This window comes from Rhizobium sp. 10PS4, from assembly GCF_032464805.1.
Classification (GTDB): domain Bacteria; phylum Pseudomonadota; class Alphaproteobacteria; order Rhizobiales; family Rhizobiaceae; genus Rhizobium; species Rhizobium laguerreae.
This window is the reverse complement of sequence record NZ_JAWDIW010000012.1, coordinates 187,010-206,603: the sequence shown is the minus strand read 5'-3', so window position 1 is coordinate 206,603 and position 19,594 is coordinate 187,010. Positions and strand designations below refer to the sequence as shown.

At 62.1% G+C, this 19,594-nt stretch carries 17 protein-coding genes; 6 read left to right on the top strand and 11 right to left on the bottom strand.

The genetic code is table 11. From position 1 onward, the window contains the following. Positions 1-94 precede the first annotated feature (94 nt). Both RWJ89_RS23160 and pehA read right to left on the bottom strand, forming a co-directional pair. Positions 95-1,729, bottom strand: coding sequence for an ABC transporter substrate-binding protein (locus RWJ89_RS23160; protein ID WP_131665820.1), 1,635 nt, complete (start codon positions 1,727-1,729; stop codon positions 95-97). A 34-nt stretch (positions 1,730-1,763) separates the two neighbouring features. Next, a complete protein-coding gene (gene pehA, locus RWJ89_RS23155) occupies positions 1,764-3,308 on the bottom strand; it encodes a phosphoric/sulfuric ester hydrolase PehA (RefSeq protein ID WP_131665821.1) in 1,545 nt (514 codons plus the stop codon). Positions 3,309-3,600: 292 nt separating this feature from the next. On the opposite strand from pehA, the gene RWJ89_RS23150 reads away from it, so the two are divergent. From RWJ89_RS23150 to RWJ89_RS23135, 4 genes are all read left to right on the top strand, one after another. Next, on the top strand, positions 3,601-4,386 hold the full coding sequence (locus tag RWJ89_RS23150) for a helix-turn-helix domain-containing protein (protein ID WP_246621914.1): 786 nt from the start codon (positions 3,601-3,603) through the stop codon (positions 4,384-4,386). A 128-nt stretch (positions 4,387-4,514) separates the two neighbouring features. Beyond that, complete coding sequence (locus tag RWJ89_RS23145) at positions 4,515-5,477, top strand: alpha/beta hydrolase (protein ID WP_131665822.1); 963 nt, start codon at positions 4,515-4,517, stop codon at positions 5,475-5,477. A 20-nt stretch (positions 5,478-5,497) separates the two neighbouring features. Then, positions 5,498-6,022, top strand: a complete 525-nt coding sequence (locus RWJ89_RS23140; RefSeq protein ID WP_131665823.1) for a nuclear transport factor 2 family protein — start codon at positions 5,498-5,500, stop codon at positions 6,020-6,022. Positions 6,023-6,068: 46 nt separating this feature from the next. Beyond that, positions 6,069-6,569 (top strand): nuclear transport factor 2 family protein, encoded by a 501-nt coding sequence (locus RWJ89_RS23135; RefSeq protein WP_168282990.1) that lies wholly within the window; start codon positions 6,069-6,071, stop codon positions 6,567-6,569. Between the two features lie 2 nt (positions 6,570-6,571). Here RWJ89_RS23135 and RWJ89_RS23130 read toward each other — a convergent pair whose 3' ends face one another. The 6 genes from RWJ89_RS23130 to RWJ89_RS23105 form a co-directional block, all read right to left on the bottom strand. Continuing rightward, on the bottom strand, positions 6,572-7,642 hold the full coding sequence (locus RWJ89_RS23130; protein WP_168282991.1) for an ABC transporter ATP-binding protein: 1,071 nt from the start codon (positions 7,640-7,642) through the stop codon (positions 6,572-6,574). Further along, complete coding sequence (locus RWJ89_RS23125; protein ID WP_131665825.1) at positions 7,639-8,466, bottom strand: carbohydrate ABC transporter permease; 828 nt, start codon at positions 8,464-8,466, stop codon at positions 7,639-7,641. Before RWJ89_RS23125 ends, RWJ89_RS23130 begins: the two co-directional genes overlap by 4 nt. Continuing rightward, a complete protein-coding gene (locus RWJ89_RS23120) occupies positions 8,463-9,365 on the bottom strand; it encodes a carbohydrate ABC transporter permease (RefSeq protein WP_003552007.1) in 903 nt (300 codons plus the stop codon). Before RWJ89_RS23120 ends, RWJ89_RS23125 begins: the two co-directional genes overlap by 4 nt. A gap of 307 nt (positions 9,366-9,672) precedes the next feature. Further along, a complete protein-coding gene (locus RWJ89_RS23115; RefSeq protein ID WP_221946729.1) occupies positions 9,673-10,905 on the bottom strand; it encodes an ABC transporter substrate-binding protein in 1,233 nt (410 codons plus the stop codon). A 62-nt stretch (positions 10,906-10,967) separates the two neighbouring features. Continuing rightward, complete coding sequence (locus tag RWJ89_RS23110; RefSeq protein ID WP_316031495.1) at positions 10,968-11,870, bottom strand: sugar phosphate isomerase/epimerase family protein; 903 nt, start codon at positions 11,868-11,870, stop codon at positions 10,968-10,970. A gap of 11 nt (positions 11,871-11,881) precedes the next feature. Then, a complete protein-coding gene (locus RWJ89_RS23105; RefSeq protein ID WP_316031494.1) occupies positions 11,882-12,916 on the bottom strand; it encodes a Gfo/Idh/MocA family protein in 1,035 nt (344 codons plus the stop codon). A gap of 216 nt (positions 12,917-13,132) precedes the next feature. Between RWJ89_RS23105 and RWJ89_RS23100 the strand changes: the two genes are divergently transcribed. Next, complete coding sequence (locus RWJ89_RS23100) at positions 13,133-14,227, top strand: substrate-binding domain-containing protein (RefSeq protein ID WP_221946726.1); 1,095 nt, start codon at positions 13,133-13,135, stop codon at positions 14,225-14,227. Between the two features lie 66 nt (positions 14,228-14,293). On the opposite strand, the gene RWJ89_RS23095 is transcribed toward RWJ89_RS23100, so the two are convergent. Then, complete coding sequence (locus tag RWJ89_RS23095; protein WP_316028862.1) at positions 14,294-15,628, bottom strand: LLM class flavin-dependent oxidoreductase; 1,335 nt, start codon at positions 15,626-15,628, stop codon at positions 14,294-14,296. A gap of 321 nt (positions 15,629-15,949) precedes the next feature. Between RWJ89_RS23095 and RWJ89_RS23090 the strand changes: the two genes are divergently transcribed. Further along, positions 15,950-17,167, top strand: coding sequence for an SfnB family sulfur acquisition oxidoreductase (locus RWJ89_RS23090; RefSeq protein ID WP_316028861.1), 1,218 nt, complete (start codon positions 15,950-15,952; stop codon positions 17,165-17,167). A 79-nt stretch (positions 17,168-17,246) separates the two neighbouring features. Here RWJ89_RS23090 and RWJ89_RS23085 read toward each other — a convergent pair whose 3' ends face one another. Next, entirely contained in the window at positions 17,247-18,455 is a 1,209-nt protein-coding gene (locus RWJ89_RS23085; RefSeq protein ID WP_168283000.1) for an acyl-CoA dehydrogenase family protein, read from the bottom strand. A gap of 78 nt (positions 18,456-18,533) precedes the next feature. Further along, a complete protein-coding gene (locus RWJ89_RS23080) occupies positions 18,534-19,580 on the bottom strand; it encodes a substrate-binding domain-containing protein (protein WP_077979798.1) in 1,047 nt (348 codons plus the stop codon). Positions 19,581-19,594 lie beyond the last annotated feature (14 nt).

The window sequence follows — 19,594 nt, the reverse complement described above, 5'->3', positions numbered from 1 at the left end:
GTGCCTGTCGGGCTTGCCTGGTTTCCGGATAGCCGTGCACCAAATGGCAGCGAGCCGGAGTTTCCCCCGGCTCGCTGATGTCGTCAGGTCTTGATCAGGACCAGTTGCCCTGGCGGAAGTCCATGGCGAAGGCCGATGCGGCCTTCCAGTTGATCGACTTCGACTTGGCAGTGAAGACGGCGTTCTGGTGAAGAACGGTATAGGCGGGGTCTTCGCGCTCGCAGATCTGCAGCATGCGGGCGAAAGCGTCATGACGCTTGGCGCGATCGGTGCTGGTCTCGAGGAAGGTCGACAACGTGTTCATTTCGGCGTTGGCCCACTCGCCGACCTGCTGCTGCTGGCCGTTCGGACCGTGCTGGGCGACGATCGAGGAAACCGGATCGGGGAAGCTTGCGGAGTTCGACCAGTCGCGGACGGCGCGCGTCGGCGTCTTTTCGAGGATCTGCTGCCAGTTTTCCTTCATCTCGATCTGCACGTTGAGGCCGACCTGCGCCCACATTTCGACGAGGATCTGCGCCGTCGGGGTCTGATTGGTATAGTAGTTGTTCAGCAGGCGATACGGGATCGGATCGCCCTTGTAGTTGGCTTCCTTGAGAAGCTGTCGGGCGAGATCAGGATTGTATTCGGGCACGGTCCAATCCTTGACCAGCATGTCGCCATAGAAATCCCACTGCAGGCCGGCCGGAACGCGGGTGCGGCCCGCCCAAAGCGAGTCGACGATCGCCTGGCGGTCGATGGCATGCGTGAAGGCGCGGCGAACCAGCGGGTTGCCGAGCTGGGCATGGGTCTTATCGAACACAGTCAGGCGGTGGTTGGTGATGATACCGCCCTGGACTTCGAAGGCAGCATTCTTTTCGATGCCTTCGATCTGGTCCGGCGGGATGTCGCTGGCGAGATGATATTCGCCGGACAGCAGGCCGTTGACGCGCGAGGCGACTTCCGGAACTTCGACGAAGCGGATCTGCTTCACCGGAGGACGGCCGCCCCAATACTCGTCATGCGCTTCGTAGATCAGGTAGGTGTCCGGCTTGAATTCGGCGACGCGGTAGGGACCGGTAGTGATCGGTGCGCGGGCCCAGTCGAGATAGCTCTTGGCCTCATCCCAGCTGCGGCGGTTGGCGATGGCGCTGGCGGCAACGGAGATGCGGCCTTCCATCGTCACGTCAGGCGAACCGTTGACGAAGCGGACGGTGTATTTGTCGACGATTTCGATGCCGAGCAGGGCCGGCCAGATACGGCGGGCGACGGCCGGAATTTCGACCGGCAGTTCCTTGCTTTCGCGGCCGAGTGGGTTCTTTTCGGTGACGAAGATCGTCTTGCCGGTGCTCGGCTGCGTATCGCCGAACATACGTTCCTTGCTGAAGGAGAAGGCGACGTCTTCGGCCGTCATCTCGTCGCCATTGTGGAATTTGACGCCCTGGCGCAGTTTCAGCTCGACGGTCTTGTCGTCGATACGGCGCCATTCGGTGGCGAGCGACGGAACGGCCGAGAGGTTGCCGAGCCAATCGAGGCCGATCAGGCTTTCCCAGAGCGACGAATTGAAGATGCGCTGGCCGACATTCGACTGTTCGCGCAACGTATCCAGCGTGTTCGAGTTCGAGATCTTCTGGACGGCGATGGTGATCGAAGGACGGTTGTCGGCCTGGGCGATGGAAAAGCGCGGCAGGATCAGCGAGCTGGCGACGCCGGTGGCAAGGCCGAGAGCGCCGCGACGGGTGAAGGTGACCATGGGAATATCTCCTTGGGTTCTCTGGTGGTTCGGATCAATGGTTGCGTTCGCTCAGGCCCTCGGGGCCGGAGCGATAATGGGTCAGGGTTCTGTCGGCATGTTTCAGGCGCCAGGACAGCGCCTTCTGCGCATAGTCCCGCACGAGTGCGGCATAGTCCGGATCGCCGGCGAGATTGGTGAATTCGTTCGGATCGTGCCGCAGATCGAAGAACAGCGGCGGCAGTGCTGCGAAATGAACGTATTTGTATCGCTCGTCCTGGATGACGCAGAGGCTGCAATCGTTCATGCCGAGGCCGAGGAAACTCTGCGGCTCGGAATAATAGACGTCGCGGAAGTCGTATTCGTAGTGCAATTCGGTGCGCCAATCCTGCGGCCGGCCCTCGCTCAGGAAGGGCAGAAGCGACAGGCCGTCACAGGCGTGCGGGATCTTACCGCCGAGCCAGTCGAGTATGGTCGGCATGACGTCGATGCTCTCGGTGAAGCCGCTTTCGATCGCGCCGGCGCGCGCATTTTCGCCGGCGTCCTTGATGACGAGCGGAATGCGGAAGCTCGGATCGTTGTAGCCGATCTTGCCGAGCAGGTGATGATCGCCGAGCTGCTCGCCGTGATCGCTGGTGAAGATGATCAGCGTATCGTCCCACTGTCCGGTGTCGTCGAGATAGTCGAAGACTCGACCAAGGCAATCGTCGACTTCGGTGATCAGGCCGCAATAGGTCGCCCGCATCTGGCGCAGTTCCGCTTCGTCGAGCGTTGCGCCCGACCCTTCGGCGCCCTGAAAGAAGGAGCCGCGGCGGATGCTGTCGACATAGAATTTCATCAGCGGATGTTGTGCAGCCTCGATATCCGGGCTGGCCGCGCGGATCGGCGCCGGCATGTCTTCCGGCCGGTACATGGCATGATAGGGAGCGGAAGCGACGAAGGGCGGATGCGGCCGGTAATAACCGAGATGCAGGAAGAAGGGCTTGCCGTCGCGACCCTTGAGATAGGTCAGCGCCCGCTCGGTGAAGAAGGTCGAGTCCGAAAATTCCTTAGGGATGCGTGACGGGCGGTCGGTGGCGCCGGCAACGGCGTCCTCGCCCTCTGGCAGCCAGATATCAGGACGATGCTCCGGCAGCTCGAAGCCGTTCTGTGCCACCCAGCCGAAATAACCCTCCATATTGGGCTCGAAGGCGCCGACCGGATGGAAGCCCTCCATCATGTCGCCAAGCACCCTGAAGCGCGGATCATTCGGCGAAGTGGTGCGCGGATCCGGCACTGTCGTCGTATAGCCGATCAAGGCCGGATCGTAGCCGACGCCGCGCAACGCCTTGCCGAGGTTGAGGTGGCGCTGGTCGAGCGGCACCGTGTTCTGCACGGCGCGATGGTTCATCAGATAGAGGCCGGTAAGCAGGCTCGCACGGGCCGGACCGCAGGGAACGCAGGTCGTCACATGGTTCCTGAAGGTCACACCCTCGCGACAGAGCCGGTCGAGATTGGGCGTCTTCAGGAAATCGATTTTCCCGTCGGCACGTAGAACGTGCGGAACGAAATCGGCTCGCCATTGGTCAACGACGATGAGTAGAACATTTTTCTTGCGCATAGGGCCCCGCTTGATGCGGAGGCTGTTTGAACGGCGATTGTTTCAGCGCAATGACCACTTTTTCAAAGTTCTGTGACATTGCACGGATCCGACGTTTCTTCACATTTATTCCGGAAACGCCGCAGAACTGTAATATTTGCGACACAAAAGCCGTTCAACGCGCATGAGGCAATTCCCCGGCGCTCCGCTAGCGGTTTTCTCCATCTTGCGGCCCATGAACGTTGCTTCCCCGCGCCGAAACAGCCGACGCTGCCTGATTGAATTTCCGGCGCAGGAAATTAGATCATGTCCCATGAGCGGATCGCGAGCAGGCTCCGGGAAGGACTGGTTGACGGCGGGCAGGCTGGATCTGCCGGCGGGTGGTGGCGCGTTCGCGATTTCCCGGCTGGCCGTCGGCCTATTTCTGGTTGATCAGGATCGGCACCGGATCGCGGTCGGCTCCGATCGCAAGCGGTTCGTGCCGCTGCGTGCCGGTGACGGCTGGATTCTGCCAGCCGGTTCATCAGGCACCTGCGAATATGACGATGCGCTCTCGTTTCTGAGAGTGGATCTCTCTGATGCCTTGCTCGACGATGTCGGTTTCGAGAAAGCCGACTTCAATCCCGTCGTCGGCAGCCTCGATCCGCTGCTGGTTCAGTTCGTCCGTCACGCCGCCTCTCTGCGGGATGTGCCGCAATCCCTCTATCGCGATACGATGAACCTTGCGGTTGCAGCCCATCTGACGCAGCTTCTTTCGCCTGCCCCACTGTCATCCGTCGGGATCGAAGACAGGCGGCTGCGCCGGGCGCTGGCCTATATCCACGACAATCTCGCCGACGATCTTTCTCTCGACGACATCGCTTCCGAGGCGGCGATGAGCCGGTTCCATTTCGTGCGCGCCTTCACCGCCGCACTCGGCACGTCGCCGCTGCAATATGTCATCCGAGAGCGCATGGAGCGCGCCAAAGTGCTGCTCAGCACCACGCGTGCCCCGGTCGCCGCCGTCGCCATCCGCGTGGGTTATGACGATGTTTCCCGTTTCGGCCGGCATTTCAGGCGCAGCACCGGGTTCACGCCCGCAGCGTTTCGCCGGCGATAGGGTTTCGGGTCTAGAACAGCAAGAAATACACAGTAAACGCCAAGAATCGCGCCGGCGCCGGCGCGCCGATGCTGCGAAACTCCTCCTCGCACCTCATGAAACTGGCGATGACGGCGAGGAGACCTTCGATGAGACTATCGACCTTTTCTGCAATTGGCCTAGCCCTGCTGCATTCGACGGCCTTTGCGGCCGGCATCGAAATGCGTCCCGTCTCCTTCCAGAACGATGGAGTGACGCTTGCCGGCACGCTCCATCTCCCGGCCGACTATAAGGCCGGCGAAAAGCGCCCCGGCGTTCTGGTGACCGGCGCCTGGACCTCGATAAAGGAGCAGATGTCCGGCCTTTACGCAGAAGAGATGGCCAAGCGCGGCTTTGTCGCCCTCGCCTTCGATTTCCGCGGCTGGGGCCAGTCCGGCGGCAATATCCGCTTCAAGGAAGATCCGCTGGCCAAGACCGACGATATCGTAGCGGCGGCCGACTACATGACGACGCTGCCGGAAATCGATGCCGGCAAGATCGCCGGCCTCGGTATCTGCGCCTCCGCCGGCTATATGGCGGCGGCGGCTTCAAGCAATCCCGATTTCACCGGCATATCGCTGGTGGCGCCGTGGCTGCACGACAAAGAGATCGTCGAGCAGGTTTATGGCGGTGCGGACGGCGTCTCCAGGCTGATCGCCACATCCCGCGAGGCTGAGGAAGCCGAGCGCAACGGCCAGCCCCGGATGATCGTTGCCGCAAGCGCCAATGACAGCACCGCACTGATGTACCAGATCCCCTATTATACCGAACCCACTCGCGGCCTCATCCCGCAATATGACAACAAGTTCAATCTCGCCTCCTGGGAGCCGTGGCTGACCTATGATTCGGTTGCGACCGGTGACCGGCTCGACAAGCCGACGCTGATCGTCCACTCGGAAGCGGCCGCCGTGCCGCAAGGCGCACATGCCTTTTTCGCGCGCCTACACGGCGACGCCTCCGAGATCTGGCTCGACGGTGTTACGCAGTTCGATTTCTACGACAATCCCGAGGATGTCACGCGGGCCGCCGATGCCGCGGCTGCGCATTTCGAACGGATCAACAAAGGCTCCTGATGCCTGGGAAGGAGATGACCATGAAAACGCTCGTCCTCACTTCGGCAGCTAGCTTGCTGCTGATCTCTTCCATCGCCAGCGCCGAACCGATCGGTGCCGACGACCGGGCGGCCATCATCGATACCATCACCGACATTGCCGCCGGCGCCGACCGCCGCCAGTGGGACCGCGTGCGCGGTGCCTTCGCCGACACGGTGACGCTGGATTATACCGGCCTGTGGGGCGGCGAGCCGACCACCCAGCCGGCCGAAGCCGTCATCCGGCAATGGTCTGCCTTTCTGCCGGGCTTCGATCGCACGCTGCATCTCGTCAGCAACCACGCCATCGTCGAAAGCGCCGGCCCGACTGTTGTGGCCGAGGCCGATTTCCAGGCCGTCCATCGGATCGGCGCGGAGAGCTGGGTGCTGATGGGACACTATCGATATGACCTCACCAAGATCGACGGCACCTGGAAAGTCTCCCGGCTGGTGATGACGCCCGCCCACGAGACCGGCAACCGGGCTCTGGTCAACCGGGCCGCGGAACGCGCCGGGCAGCCGGGCTGATCCGGCCTGTCGCTCTCATTCCAATATCAGCGCCAAGGAGATCCACATGCGCAGACCATTGCCCATTCGCGCCCTGTTCGTTTCAGCCGCACTCTTTTCCGGAGGAACCGTCATGGCCGCAAGCCCGGAAGAAAACCGCAAGGTGATCGCCGATTATTACGCCGCCTACGGCACCGGCGACATGAGCCGCGTCACCGCCTTCTTCGCGGACGATATCGAATGGCACATTCCCGGCCATCATCCGCTGGCCGGCGTCAAACGCGGCAAGGAAGAGGTGGCGGCCTTCTTTCAGCAGCTGGGCAAGGCCGGTTTCCGCGCCGAGCTGATCGCGCTGACGGCCGACGAGAACTGGGTGATCGACATGCATCGCGGCTGGTCGGAACGAGACGGCTCAGCCGATATCGATACGATCTGGGTACTCGCCTTCCGCATCGAGAACGGCAAGATCAAAGAGGCACGCAACTTCTCCTACGATCAGGCAGCCGCCGACACCTTCTTCTGGCAGGCCTACCCGCTGAAACCCCTGCCCGACCGGCTGCTCAACTGAGGTTATATCAGGCGATCCGCCGACGCGTCGAAGAGATGGATCTGGCCCGGATCGATCGAAAGCCCAATCATATCTCCTGCCTTGACCCTGTCGCGCCTCGTCTCGACGATCGTCAGCTCCGGCTGGGTAGCCGCGACGATGAAGGTCGACGAGCCGGTCGATTCGACAAAGGCGATCGGCACATCGAAGCTGCCCTGCCCGGGCGCGACGACGCCGATATGCTCCGGCCGGATACCGGCGATGAGCTTACGGCCGGGTTCGATGGCGCGTGATATCGCAAGCGTCTGCTTCACCGCGCCGAAATCCAGGATCAGGCTCTTGCCGTCTTCCGCGGCGATCGCGGGAATGAAGTTCATTGCCGGCGAACCGATGAAACCCGCAACAAACCGGTTCGCCGGCCGGTCGTAGAGGTCCAGCGGCGCGCCCTGCTGTTCGATGATGCCGTCGCGCATCACCACCACATGGTCGGCCATCGTCATCGCTTCGACCTGATCGTGCGTGACGTAGACGAAGGTTGCGTGCAGCCGGTCGTGCAGCGACCGGATTTCCTTGCGCATGTGGACGCGCAGCGCAGCATCGAGATTGGACAGCGGCTCGTCGAACAGGAAGGCCTTGGGGTGGCGGATGATGGCGCGGCTCATGGCGACGCGCTGGCGCTGACCGCCGGAAAGCTCGCGCGGATAGCGCTTCAGGAGATGCGAAAGACCTGTCGTCGCCGCCACGTCCTCGGCGGCCTTCTTGGCCTCGGCCTTGGCGATGCCGCGGATGCGCAGGCTGTAGGTCAGGTTTTCCTCGACGGTCATATGCGGATAGAGCGCATAGGACTGGAACACCATGGCGACGTCGCGCTTGCGCGGCGGCACGCCGTTCATCAGTTCGCCGGCGATCCTGAGATCGCCCGACGAAATGCTTTCGAGGCCGGCAAGCGAGCGCAGCAGCGTGGACTTGCCACAGCCGGACGGGCCGACGAGGGCAACGAAAGTGCCCTTGGCGATCGAGAGGTCGATATTCTTCAGGGCGTGGAAGGCGCCGTAATATTTGTTGACGCCTCTGAGCTCGATCTGTGTGGTCATTTGAGGGCTCCAGAGGTGAGGCCGGATACGATGCGGCGCTGCAAGAGAACGAAGATGGCAAGGATCGGCGTCACATACATGGTGGCGTAGGCCATGATGTTGTTCCACTCGTTAGTGTTCGGCCCCATGAAGGAATTGAGGCCGACGCTTGCCGGCTGAAGCTCGGCCGCCTGGATCATCGACTTTGAATAGACGAATTCGCCGAAGGCCTGCATGAAGATCAGGATGGCGCTGACCAGGATACCGTTGCGAGCGAGCGGCAGCACGATGTTGAAGAAGGCACCGACGCGCGAATTGCCGTCGACGAGTGCCGCCTCCTCCAGCTCCTGGGGAACGCTCATGAAGGTGGCGCGCACCAGGATGACAAAGAAAGGCATGCTCTTTGCCGCGACCGCGATGATGACGGCAAGGCGCGGAGTGGAAAGCAGGCCGATCTGCGAGAAGCCGACGAAGATCGGCGTGATCATCAGCGAGGCCGGCAGCACCTGCAACATCAGGATCAGGAACAAGCCGATATCCACCCAGACGTTGCGGTACCTGGCAAGCACGTAGGCGCAGCCGACGCCGAGCAGGGTGATCAGCGCCACGGAACCAAGAGCGATGAGCAGTGAGTTCCAGAGGTAGCGGCCCATGTTGCGGCTTTCCCAGACCGCGGCATAGGTGCCCCATTGCGGCGAGGTCGGCCAGAAGCTCGGCGGCGTCGCGAACATCTCCGAGCCGCTTTTCAGCGCGGTGATGTACATCCAGTAGAGCGGGAACAGATAGATCGCCGCCATGACGATCGATATCGCGAGCATCAGCCGGTCGCGGTTCGTCGTATTCATCCGCGCACCTCGTGGCGTGTGGACCGGACATAGACGACGGACGCGAACATGACGAAGACGATCATGATGACGGAGATCGTCGCGCCCTTGGCGAAGTCGTATTGGCGGAAGGAGAGATCCCAGGCCCAGTATTGCGTGACATTCGACGAATTGTTCGGCCCGCCCGATGTAATCGCGGCGAAAAGATCGAACTGCTGCAAGGTGAAGATCAGGCCGAGCGCGATGATGGCGCCGATGGTCGAGCGCATCATCGGCAGCGTGATCGTCCAGAAGCGCTGCCAGACGTTGGCGCCGTCGAGTTCGGCCGCTTCGTAGAGGTCGGCCGGAATGCCGGCAAGACCGACGGAAAGCAGGATCATGTTGAACGAGGTGCCGAGCCAGACATTGGCGATGATGACGGCATAGAGCGAATAATGCGGGTCCGAGCGCCAGAAGATGTTGCCGGAGATGATGCCGCTTTCCTTCAGAATGAAATTCAACACGCCGAAATCGCCCGACAGAATCCAGTTCCAGATGGCGCCGACGACGAGGCCAGGCATCACCCAGGAGACCAGGAACAGGCCGCGCATCCATGAGGCGCCGGGAAAATTGACCCAGAAGAACAGCGCCAGGCCGAAGCCGATCAGGAACTGGCCGGCGATGGAGCCGACGACGAAGATGACGGTGTTGTAGAGGATCGGCAGCGTCTCCGGCTGCGCGAAGAGGTCGGTATAATTCTTGAAGCCGACGAAGGGACGCGAGAAGGTCCCGAGGCTGAACATGTCGACCTCCTGGAAGCTCATCACGACATTGTAGATCAGCGGCAGCCCTGCCATCAGGAACAGAAAACCGAGCGGGAAAGCGACCAGTACGATATCGAAACCGCGGCCGTCCCTGACGCTCATCAGGATCCTCTTCATGGGTCCTCCGATACTCCGAACGGGACCGCCTGGCGCATGATGCGGAAGACGGCCCCTGCCGGGAGGAAATGGTTGAGTTATCCCTTCTCCCCAGCGGGGAGAAGGTGGCCCGAAGGGTCGGATGAGGGGGCGGGGCGGCACATACTGCCCTTCGCTTGTCGCTCAGGGCGTTCGTCGCTTTTGCTCCTCACCCCCCCTCATCTGCCCGTTGGGCATCTTTGCCTGGGTCGAGCCACCGGTCTCGCCCCGTCCTTCGGACCCCCGATGGGGAGAAGAGGGAGGGAGCGAGCGGCTGGCTCGACGCCAACTAGCCTAATACTGCCTTGATCTTGTCGGCTGCCTGGTCGAGCGCGTCTTTCGGGCTCATCTGGCCGGTCAGTGCTGCCTGAATAGCGTCCTGGATCGCCTTGGAGATCTTCGGCCATTGCGGATGCGGGCCGCGCGGCTTGGCGTATTTCAGCTGTTCGAGGAAGACCTTGAGGGCGGCATCCTTCAGCGGCTGGCCGGTTTCCGGGATCGAAATGTCGGAGCGCGCCGGAAGCTGGCCGAAATTCTTGAACATCTTGTCGTCTTGCGAGGCGAAATATTCGAGCGCCTTGAAGGCTTCGGCCGGATGTTTGCTGGTGGCGAAGATCGCCCAGTTGAAGTCGCCCATGGCCGAGGAGCGCTCAGCCCCTTCCTTCGGAACCGGAAGCAATGTGACGCCCCAGTCGAACTTCGCTTCCTGGCTCATGCGGTCGAGTTCCCAGGGACCCGAGATCGCCATTGCCGCATTGCCGGAGTTGAAGGTGCCGGTCGAATCCCACTGGCCGCGCGTCAGCGTATCCGGAGAAGCGAGCTTCTCGTCCATGATCGTCTTCCAGACCTCGAGCGCCTTCACCGCGCCGTCGGCATTGATGTTCTCATAGCTGCCGCCGCCCATCTGAGCCCAGGGAAGGAACTGGAAGGTGCCTTCCTCATTGGCCTTGGCCGAGAAAGCGAGACCGTAGACGTTCTTGGCGGGGTCGGTCAGCTTGCGCGCATCCTCGACGAGTTCGTCCCAGGTCTGCGGGGGCTTGTTCGGATCGAGGCCCTTCGCCTTGAACATGTCCTTGTTGTAGTAGAGCGCGATCGTGTTCGTCGCCTTCGGCACGCCAAAATACTTGCCGTCCCATTCCACGGATTTCAGCGGTCCGGGGAAATAGTTTGCCGGCTTGATGACCGTCGACTTGGAGATCATGTCGGTGAGATCGAGGAAAGCGCCGCGCGACGAGAACAGCGCATGCTCCGGATTGTCGACGGCGATGATGTCGGGCGCCTGGCCGGTTGCATAAGCGCGCATGGCCTCGGTGACGACGTCGTCGAACTGGATCAGGCGGTATTCGATCTTGATGCCGTTGTTCTGGGCGTTGAACTCCTTGACGAGGTTCGGCGCTGGCTGGATGTCCCTGTCCAGCGACCAGAGCGTCAGCGTGACGTCTTCGGCCCTGGCCGAAAGGCCGGTGATCGAGATGCCTGCAAGCGCCAGAGCGCCCAGAATTGCATATTTGCGGATAGCCATGATTCTCCTCCTTTGTGGTTATCCCCGTTTCCGGCAATTCCTCCTTGCCGGCCACGATATCATCAGACCGGATCGACGACGAATTCGCCGCCCCGGGCATGCTTGAGGTGGTTCAGCGCATAGACCTGGCCGGTCATTTCAAGCGCGTCTCGATAGACCGGGTCGTGCCAGCCTTCGATATCGATGGAGCCCGACCAGCCGGCAAGGCGCAGCTCGGAAATGATGTCGGTCCAGTTGCTGTCGCCAAAGCCCGGCGTGCGCATGAAGACGAACTTCTCCTTGCCGAAGATGCCGTGTTCCTTGATGACCTCCCAGCGGATGGTCGCATCCTTGCCGTGGACGTGGAAGAACTTGTGCGCCCATTTGCGGATCTGCGGCAAAGGGTCGATCAGATAGACCATCTGATGGCACGGTTCCCACTCCAGCCCGATATTATCGTCAGGCGTCTCGTTGAAGATCAGTTCCCAGGCATCGGGATTGTGGGCGATGTTCCAGTCGCCGCTTGCCCAGTTGCCGTCCATGGCGCAATTCTCGAAGGCAATCTTGACGCCCTTTTCGGCGGCGCGCTTGGCAAGATCGCTCCAGATCTGCTTGTAGCGAGGCAGGCTATCTGTCAGCGGCTTGCCGCGGATGCGGCCGGTGAAGCCGGCAACGCAGGTGGCTCCGAAGTGATGGGCATTGTCGATGCAGTTCTTCCAGCCCTGCAGCGTCTCGAGGTCGATCGCGGTCTCTTCCAGCGGATTGCCGAACATGCCGAGCGTCGAGATGGTGATGTCGCGGTCGCCGATCGCATCGAGGCAGCGCTTGCCGAGCTCGGCAAGGTCCTGGCCCTTGGTCGTCTGCCAGAAGAAGGGTTCGAAGCTTTCGAAGCCCATGCCGGCGATCTCGCCGATGCGGGTGGCGGCATCGCCCTTGTTGCCGCTGACCATGGTGCCGATACGAATGGATTTTGCAGGGTTGCTCACGTCACGTCATCCTATGCTGAAATTTCGACGCGCTTGCCCGTTTTGGCGCTTTCGATTGCGCCGAAGACCATGGCAAGGCTTCTGATATTGTCGGAATTGACCGTCTCGGGCCGTCTGCCAGTGCTGATCGCCGCGATGAAGTCGGCGATGACGCTGGCGTGGCCGTGGGTTTCTTCGTCATGTTCCGGACCGGGAACGTTTACGGCAGCAGAGCCGCGTAGAAGGCCGGGCGCTTCGCCAGCAACAGTCGCCTTGAAATTCTCTTCGCCATCCCAGGTGAGCATTCCCTTCGAGCCGACGAGACGCCATAGGCTTTCCCAGCTGGTGCGCTCGCCTTCGGCGCACCAGGAGCCGCGGTAGGTGAAGATGATGTCGTCGGAAAATTCGAAGATGGCATTGGCCGACGCGCCGTGCCGGTACCACGAACCCTTCGGATTGCGCTCGACGCAATAGACGGCGAGCGGCTTCCTGTCGGCGACGTAGCGCGCCGCATCGAAAGTGTGAATCGCCATGTCGAGAAGCAGGACGTTGTCCATCTCTTCGCGGAAGCCGCCGAAATGCGGCGCGATGAAGAAGTCGCAATGGATGCCGGTGAGTTCGCCGATCGCGCCGCTTTCGACGAAGCGGCGAAGGCGCCTGACGCCTGATATGAAGCGGCGGTTCTGGATGACGGCGTGGATGCGGCCGGTCTCGGCGGCAAGATCGATCAGCGCGGCGCCCTCTGCAAGCGAGGCCGCCATCGGCTTTTCGCTGAGCACATGGCAGCCGGCCTTGAGTGCGGTGGAGACGACGTCATAGCGCGCGGCCGGAATGACGATGTCGAAGACCAGGTCGGCCTTTGTGGCTGCGATGACGTCGGGCAAGTCCGAACCGATGACGGCGCCTTCAAGGCCGAACTCCGCGGCCAGCTTTTCCGCCGTCTCCCGGTTCAGGTCGACGAGGCCGACGATGGTGATGGAGTCGGCCAGCAGAGGGTTGGAAGCAATGGCGCGCAACCAACCTTTGGACATAGCTCCGCACCCGCACAGAATGGCATTGAATTTCACGACTTCCTCCAGGGGAACGGTGTCAACTCTCCTCGTGACACACACTCCGTAAACGTTTACGACTGTAGGCGAAAACATTTTGCGGTGTCAATAGACGCCAAATGCGAAATTACGGGCCCCAGATCCGGACGGATCTGAATTAAAGAAATGGAGCATGATGTCGTCCGAAAACCGCGCCCACTTTTCGGCATCATGCTCCGGGGAAAATCGTCAGCGATGAAGGGGATTCGCCAGCTTGCCGAACACTTGAATATCTCGATCGGCACGGTCTCCCGCGCGCTGAACGGCAAGCCCGATGTCAATCAGGAAACCCGCCGGCGGGTGCTGGCGGCGGCCGAGGAACTCGGCTATGTCGCCAACCAGTCTGGGCGGAGCCTGAGGCAGGGGGAGACGAAGGTCATCGGGTTGATGATCGAATCCAGCAAGGAGACGGTCGAGAACGCCGACAACTTCTTCCTCGGCGTCACCAGCGGCCTGCAGAGCGTCTTTTCCCGCCACAAGCTAGACCTCATCATGTTGCCCTGTCCGAGCGACGAGGACCCGCACGAATATCTGAAGCGGATGGTGGCGCGGCGCATCGTCGATGCGATGATCATCTCGGACACGCAGCGCGTCGACCGACGCATCGACTTTCTATCGCGGGCGAAGATCCCCTTCGTCGCGCTCGGCCGCAGCCTTTCGGCCAGCAATGTCCCCTGGATCGATCTCGATTTCGAGGGCGTGGCCGACCATGCCGTCGAGCGGCTGATCGCGCTGGGCCACCGCCGGATCGCGATCACAGCGCCGTCGAGCGAGGCCAACCTCGGCTATCTCTTTATCGACGGCTATCGCCGGGCGCTTGAACGGCACGACATTGCCTTCGACCCGTCACTCGTCATCCGCGTCAGGTCGAGCGAAGAGGGCGGCTATCAGGCGGCCCATGAGCTGCTGCTGCTCGAAGAGCGGCCGACGGCGGTGATCCTGATCTACGAGTTGATGGCGATCGGCCTTTACCGCCGCCTGATGGAATCGGGCGTCATGCCCGGCCGCGACCTTGCGGTGATCGGCTTCCGAGACGCTCCGCGCGCACGGTTCCTGCAGCCGTCGCTGAGCTGCTTCCGCATCTCGCTCTACGATCTCGGCGTCGCGCTCGGCCGGATGCTTCTCGCCAACATGCCGGTCTATCGGGAGTTCTATCCAGGCGATGGGGGCAACATCATCTGGCCCCTCGAACTGATGCCGGGCGAAAGCGATGCGTTCGATCCCAAGACGGGCGAAAAGGAGTTTGAGCCTGCTCGGTTGAGCTTCGACAACAGGACCGTCGAATTCTGATGGGATTCCTCCTCGATACGATTGCGTTTCCGCCGCACGAAGGGTCGAGCGGCCGGTAGCGGTGCCTCACGTGCCAGCAGGAAAGAACCGGTTCTCCGGCCGCGGCAATCCGAGATGTTCGCGCAGCGTCGTGCCCTCGTATTCGCTGCGGAACAGGCCGCGGCGCTGCAGCTCGGGAACCAGCCGTTCGGTGACGTCGAGGAGACCCTGCGGCAGATAGGGAAAGACGACGTTGAAACCGTCCGAACCCTCCTCGTCAAGCCAGCGCTCCATCTCGTCGGCAATGCTTGCCGGCGTACCGACGAAGGCAAGGCCGGCATAACCGCCATAACGTTGCGCCAATTGACGCACCGTCAGATTTTCTTCCGCCGCAAGCTTCAGCACCTGTGCCCTGCCGGTCTTGCTGGCATTGGTATCGGGAATATCGGCCGGCAGCGGTGCGTCGGGAGCGAAGCCGGAAGCGTCATGGCCGAGCGCAATCGAAAGCGAGGCGATGGCGCTGTCGTAATGCACCAGGCTATCGAGGGTGGCGCGTTTGGCGCGGGCCTCGTCGATGCTGTCGCCGACGATGACGAAGGCGGCAGGCAGGATCTTCAGGTGGTCGCGGTTGCGGCCGATCGCTTCCATGCGACCCTTGATATCGGCATAAAGCGCCCTGCCCGCGGCCAGATCGCGCGGCGAACAGAAGACCACTTCGGCGGTCTCCGCAGCAAGCTGGCGGCCAGGGTCCGACTGGCCGGCCTGGACGATGACTGGCCAGCCCTGCGGCGGCCGGGCGATATTGAGCGGTCCGCGCACGCTGAGCTCCTCGCCCTTGTGGCCGAGCACATGCATTTTTTCCGGATCGAAGAACAGGCCGCTTTCCCGATCGCGGATGAAGGCATCGTCTGCGAAACTATCCCAGAGCCCGGTTACCACGTCGTAGAATTCCCGGGCGCGATGATAGCGCTCGCCATGCTCCACATGTTCGTCGAGGCCGAAATTGAGGGCGGCGTCGGGGTTGGACGTCGTGACGATGTTCCAGCCGGCGCGGCCGCCGCTGATATGGTCGAGCGAGGCGAAACGACGGGCGATGTGATAGGGCTCGTCGAATGTGGTGGACGCGGTCGCGACGAGGCCGATACGCTCCGTCACCGCCGCCAGTGCCGACAGCAGCGTGAAGGGCTCGAAGGAGGTCACGGTGTGGCTGCGCCTGAGTGCCTCGACCGGCATGTTGAGCACGGCAAGGTGATCGGCCATGAAGAAGGCGTCGAATTTCGCCCGCTCCAGCGCCTGCGCGAAGGACTTCAGATGGGCGAAATTGAAATTGGCGTCAGGATAAGAACCGGGATAGCGCCAGGCACCGGTATGCAGGCTAACGGGACGCATGAAGGCGCCGAGGCGCAACTGCCGTGGGGTCATGACTTTCCTCATGGATCGGGCAAGGCGGCCGCCTGCCCCGCATTGGGCGTTCTGTCTGAAGCCGCTGCAGCGACGCATCGGATATCGGTTACGTAGGAACTCGCCTAATTCAAATCGAGGCCGGCTCCGCTAATTTCCGGTAGCGATTTCGGCGCTTTTCCGGCCACGTTTTCGCAGAACCGCCCGACTGAGCCACTAATCGCGGCAGCCAGAAGCCGATAAGCAAACACTTTTCATTTTCTATCACATCTATAGAATTTGTACTCTTATCTCGGCGCGCGATTTCTTTCACCGATAGGGCCGTCAGGAATGGAGACATCGATGAACACCGTGCTGAGGCAAGCAGACCAGATCCGGCCCGTGGCCGACCGTATCGGCAGCGAGGAGGAGGCGATCGCCACCGCCCGCAGATTGGCGGCGCAGTTTGACGCACGCGCCGCCGAGCGCGATGCCGACAGGATCCTGCCTTTTAGCGAACTCGATCTTCTCGCCCAGTCCGGCCTTCTGGCGATCACCGTGCCGGCGCAATATGGCGGCCTCGACGTCTCCAACGCCGTGCTTGCCGAGATCACCGCGATCCTGTCGGAGGCGGACGGCTCGATCGGCCAGATCCCGCAGAACCACTTCTATATTCTCGAGGCGCTTAGAACCGATGGCGGCGAGGAGCAGCAGCGTTATTTCTTCGGCCGGGTGCTCGCCGGCGACCGTTTCGGCAATGCGCTATCCGAGCGCGGCACCAAGACGGTCGGCCACTACAATACGCGCATCACCCGCGACGGTCCGGGTTACCGGATCAACGGCCGCAAATTCTATTCGACCGGCGTCCTCTTCGCCGACTGGATCACCATCTTCGCGCTCGATCCGGAGGATCGGCTGACCATGGCCTTCGTGCCGAAGGGCACCGAAGGTGTCGAGATCGTCGACGACTGGGACGGCTTCGGCCAGCGCACCACCGGCAGCGGCACGACGATCCTCGACAATGTTTATGTCAGCGCCGATTCCGTGGTCTTCCATCACAAGGGCTTCGAGCGGCCGACGACGATCGGCTCCGTTGGGCAGATCATCCATGCCGGCGTCGATCTCGGTATCGCACGGGCGGCCTTTGCCGAAACGCTGGAGTTCGTCAGGACGAAATCGCGCCCCTGGATGGATAGCGGCCTTGAGCGTGCCTCAGACGATCCGCTGACGATCGCCAAGGTCGGCCAGATCGCCATCCGGCTGGAAGCCGCAACGGCTCTCGTGGAGCGCGCCGGGCACAAGGTCGATGCCGCGCAGGTCGAGACGACGGAGGAAAAGGTGATCGCGGCCACGCTGGCAGTCGCTGCGGCGAAGGTGCTGACGACCGAAGTGGCGCTCGAGGCCTCGAATACGCTTTTTGAGCTTGCCGGAACCTCGTCGGTACAAACAGGCCTCAACCTCGACCGCCACTGGCGCAATGCCCGCACCCATACGCTGCACGATCCCGTGCGTTGGAAATATCACGTCGTCGGCAACTACCATTTGAACGGCGTAACGCCGCCGAAGAACGGCGCGCTCTGAAATCTCCCCGTCTTCCAACCGAAAACTCCACTGCCGGTGCCGGCAGTGGAGATTTTGCGTTTGATGAAAGATGGCCGCCTCAGCTATAGAGGCTGACCTCCGGTATCTTGTCGTTCAGCACGAATTCACCGACTTCCTTCGCCTTGTAGAAGACAGGATCGTGCAGCGTGTGAGTGCGGACATTGCGCCAGAACCGGTCGAAACGGTATTTGTCGGCCGTCGAGCGCGCGCCCGTCAGCTCGAAGACGCGCGAGGTGATGTCGAGCGAGACATGGGTGGCGTGGACCTTGGCGGCATAGGCTTCCGCCGCCGCCTCGCCGCGCTCACGCGCGGTGACGTCGCGGCCGCGGGCAAGGCCCGCCTGCACGGCGGCTGCCGCACTGTCGGCAAGGGCCGCCGAAGCCTTCAGCGCGGCGGTGAATTCGCCGACGCGTTCGAGGATATAGGGATCATCGGCAGCCCGCTCGACACCGGAGGTGATCCACGGCCGGGTCGTGTTGCGGACGTAATCGACCGCCGCCTTGAGCGCGCCTTCCGCTGTGCCGAGATAGAAATTGACGAAGACCAGCTGGATGAACGGCGTATTGAAAGTCGACAGCACCGGAGGTGCTGCGTCGGGTGCAGCCGGCGCGCCGACGAAATCCTCCTCGTAGACGGGGAAGTCGCGAAACTCGACGCTGCCGCTGTCCGACAGGCGCTGGCCGATATTGTCCCAGTCGTCGTTGGCGACGTAACCTTGACGATTGGTCGGCACGGCGAAGCTGGCGATCTTGTCGTCGAGCGTCGCGTTGGCATTGATATAGTCGGAGACCCGAGCCGCCGTGGAGAAGGACTTGCGTCCGTTCAGCACATAGCCGTTGCCGCGACGGGTGAGCACCAGCCCGGGATCGCGCGGATTGACGGACGCCCCCCAATAGAGGTTCCTGGCGACCGTATCGCTGCCCAGCGCATGAGCGCGCGCCGCATCAAGCGCCCAATAGATGTACTGGCTGTTGACGTAGTGGTAGCCGAGCAGCTGGCCGATCGAGCTCTCGCCACGGGCGAGAATGCGCACCAGCCTCAGCCCGTCGACCCAATCGAGGCCACCGCCACCGATTTGCGTGGGATGCAGCGCATTGAGCAGCCCGGCATTCTTCAATTTGACGATCTCGGCGAGCGGCGGACGGCCTTCGCGGTCGAGGTCTGCGGCGCGCCGCGACAGGTCGGCAGAGATCTCCTCGGCACGGGCAAAGAGGTCTTCGCGCGTCGGATTTCGGCTGGCCGCGAAGATGACATTGGATTGGCTCATGGGCGGAACTCCAATTCTCCAAAAAGATGATCCGGCGGGAGCCGCACGCTTCCGCCGGAAGGATCGAAGTGCGAGTTCTCAGAACAGCTTGTCCGGGATCCAGCTGGCGGTCGCCGCATCGCTCGTGCTGAAGGCCGGGATCCTTTCGGCCAGCTCCTCGATCGTCTTGACGCCGGCTGCGCGCAGGCTTTCTTGCGTCAGAAGCGTCGGCTTCACGGTGATTTGGTGGGGAACCGTCTGCCCGGCAATTTCGAGTGCTGCGGCGCGAATGGAGACGGCGCCGACGACGGCAGGATTGGTCGCGACGGTCGCGACCCAAGGGCTGCCTTCCTCGGTGATTTCCTGGATATCGGCCGTCGAGACGTCGGCCGAATAGATCTTGAGCTTGCTTGCTATGCCGAGATCGTTGGCGGCGAGCTTCACGCCGCGGGCGAACTCGTCATAGGGGGCGAAGACGACTGATATATCGGGATTGGCGGTCAGCACGGCCTTCGCCTGATCGGCGGTCGAAGTCGCCGTCGTGTCGCTGACATTGCCGAAACGGGCCTTTTCGACCACACCTTTATTGTCCGACTTAAACTTGTCCCAGACTTCGTTGCGGCGGTCGAGCGGCGCAAAGCCCGCGACATAGACATAACCGGCGCTGAAGCTGTTGCCGTTGTCCTTCACCACCTGCTCGAGCGCCAGTGACGCGAGTTCGTGATCGCTCTGCTCCACCTGCGGAATCTTGGGGTTGTTGAGGTTGACGTCGAAGGCCACGACCTTGATGCCCTTGTCGAGCGCCTGCTGCACGACGTCGCCGAGCGATTCCGGCAGACCGTGGTCGATGACGATGCCGGAGACGCCGAGATTGATCGCCTGCAGGATTTGCTCGCGCTGCTCGGCGGCATCCTGCCGGCCGGGGAAGATGCGCAGGTCGATAGCCAGCGCCTTGGCCTGGGCTTCAGCCCCCGCCTGATAGGCCTGGAAGAAGTCACCGGCCGAGATGTAGCTGATCAGTGCTACTTTAACGCCGCCCTTGTCGAAAGGGGCGGGAGCGCCGGACAGACCGTCGGCTTTTGCGCCTTGAATGAAAATGAACGGAATGACGGCGGCAGACAGTGCGAGCCGTGCGAGGGATTTCATCGTCGCGTTCCTTT

What these genes read in the sequence shown, in the direction of transcription:
- RWJ89_RS23160 (WP_131665820.1), bottom strand. Translation starts at nt 1,729, where the DNA reads ATGGTCACCTTCACCCGTCGCGGCGCTCTCGGCCTTGCCACCGGCGTC.
- RWJ89_RS23095 (WP_316028862.1), bottom strand. Translation starts at nt 15,628, where the DNA reads ATGACCCCACGGCAGTTGCGCCTCGGCGCCTTCATGCGTCCCGTTAGC.
- RWJ89_RS23100 (WP_221946726.1), top strand. Translation starts at nt 13,133, where the DNA reads ATGAAGGGGATTCGCCAGCTTGCCGAACACTTGAATATCTCGATCGGC.
- RWJ89_RS23135 (WP_168282990.1), top strand. Translation starts at nt 6,069, where the DNA reads ATGCGCAGACCATTGCCCATTCGCGCCCTGTTCGTTTCAGCCGCACTC.
- RWJ89_RS23145 (WP_131665822.1), top strand. Translation starts at nt 4,515, where the DNA reads ATGAGACTATCGACCTTTTCTGCAATTGGCCTAGCCCTGCTGCATTCG.
- pehA (WP_131665821.1), bottom strand. Translation starts at nt 3,308, where the DNA reads ATGCGCAAGAAAAATGTTCTACTCATCGTCGTTGACCAATGGCGAGCC.
- RWJ89_RS23140 (WP_131665823.1), top strand. Translation starts at nt 5,498, where the DNA reads ATGAAAACGCTCGTCCTCACTTCGGCAGCTAGCTTGCTGCTGATCTCT.
- RWJ89_RS23130 (WP_168282991.1), bottom strand. Translation starts at nt 7,642, where the DNA reads ATGACCACACAGATCGAGCTCAGAGGCGTCAACAAATATTACGGCGCC.
- RWJ89_RS23115 (WP_221946729.1), bottom strand. Translation starts at nt 10,905, where the DNA reads ATGGCTATCCGCAAATATGCAATTCTGGGCGCTCTGGCGCTTGCAGGC.
- RWJ89_RS23090 (WP_316028861.1), top strand. Translation starts at nt 15,950, where the DNA reads ATGAACACCGTGCTGAGGCAAGCAGACCAGATCCGGCCCGTGGCCGAC.
- RWJ89_RS23085 (WP_168283000.1), bottom strand. Translation starts at nt 18,455, where the DNA reads ATGAGCCAATCCAATGTCATCTTCGCGGCCAGCCGAAATCCGACGCGC.
- RWJ89_RS23125 (WP_131665825.1), bottom strand. Translation starts at nt 8,466, where the DNA reads ATGAATACGACGAACCGCGACCGGCTGATGCTCGCGATATCGATCGTC.
- RWJ89_RS23150 (WP_246621914.1), top strand. Translation starts at nt 3,601, where the DNA reads ATGAGCGGATCGCGAGCAGGCTCCGGGAAGGACTGGTTGACGGCGGGC.
- RWJ89_RS23080 (WP_077979798.1), bottom strand. Translation starts at nt 19,580, where the DNA reads ATGAAATCCCTCGCACGGCTCGCACTGTCTGCCGCCGTCATTCCGTTC.
- RWJ89_RS23120 (WP_003552007.1), bottom strand. Translation starts at nt 9,365, where the DNA reads ATGAAGAGGATCCTGATGAGCGTCAGGGACGGCCGCGGTTTCGATATC.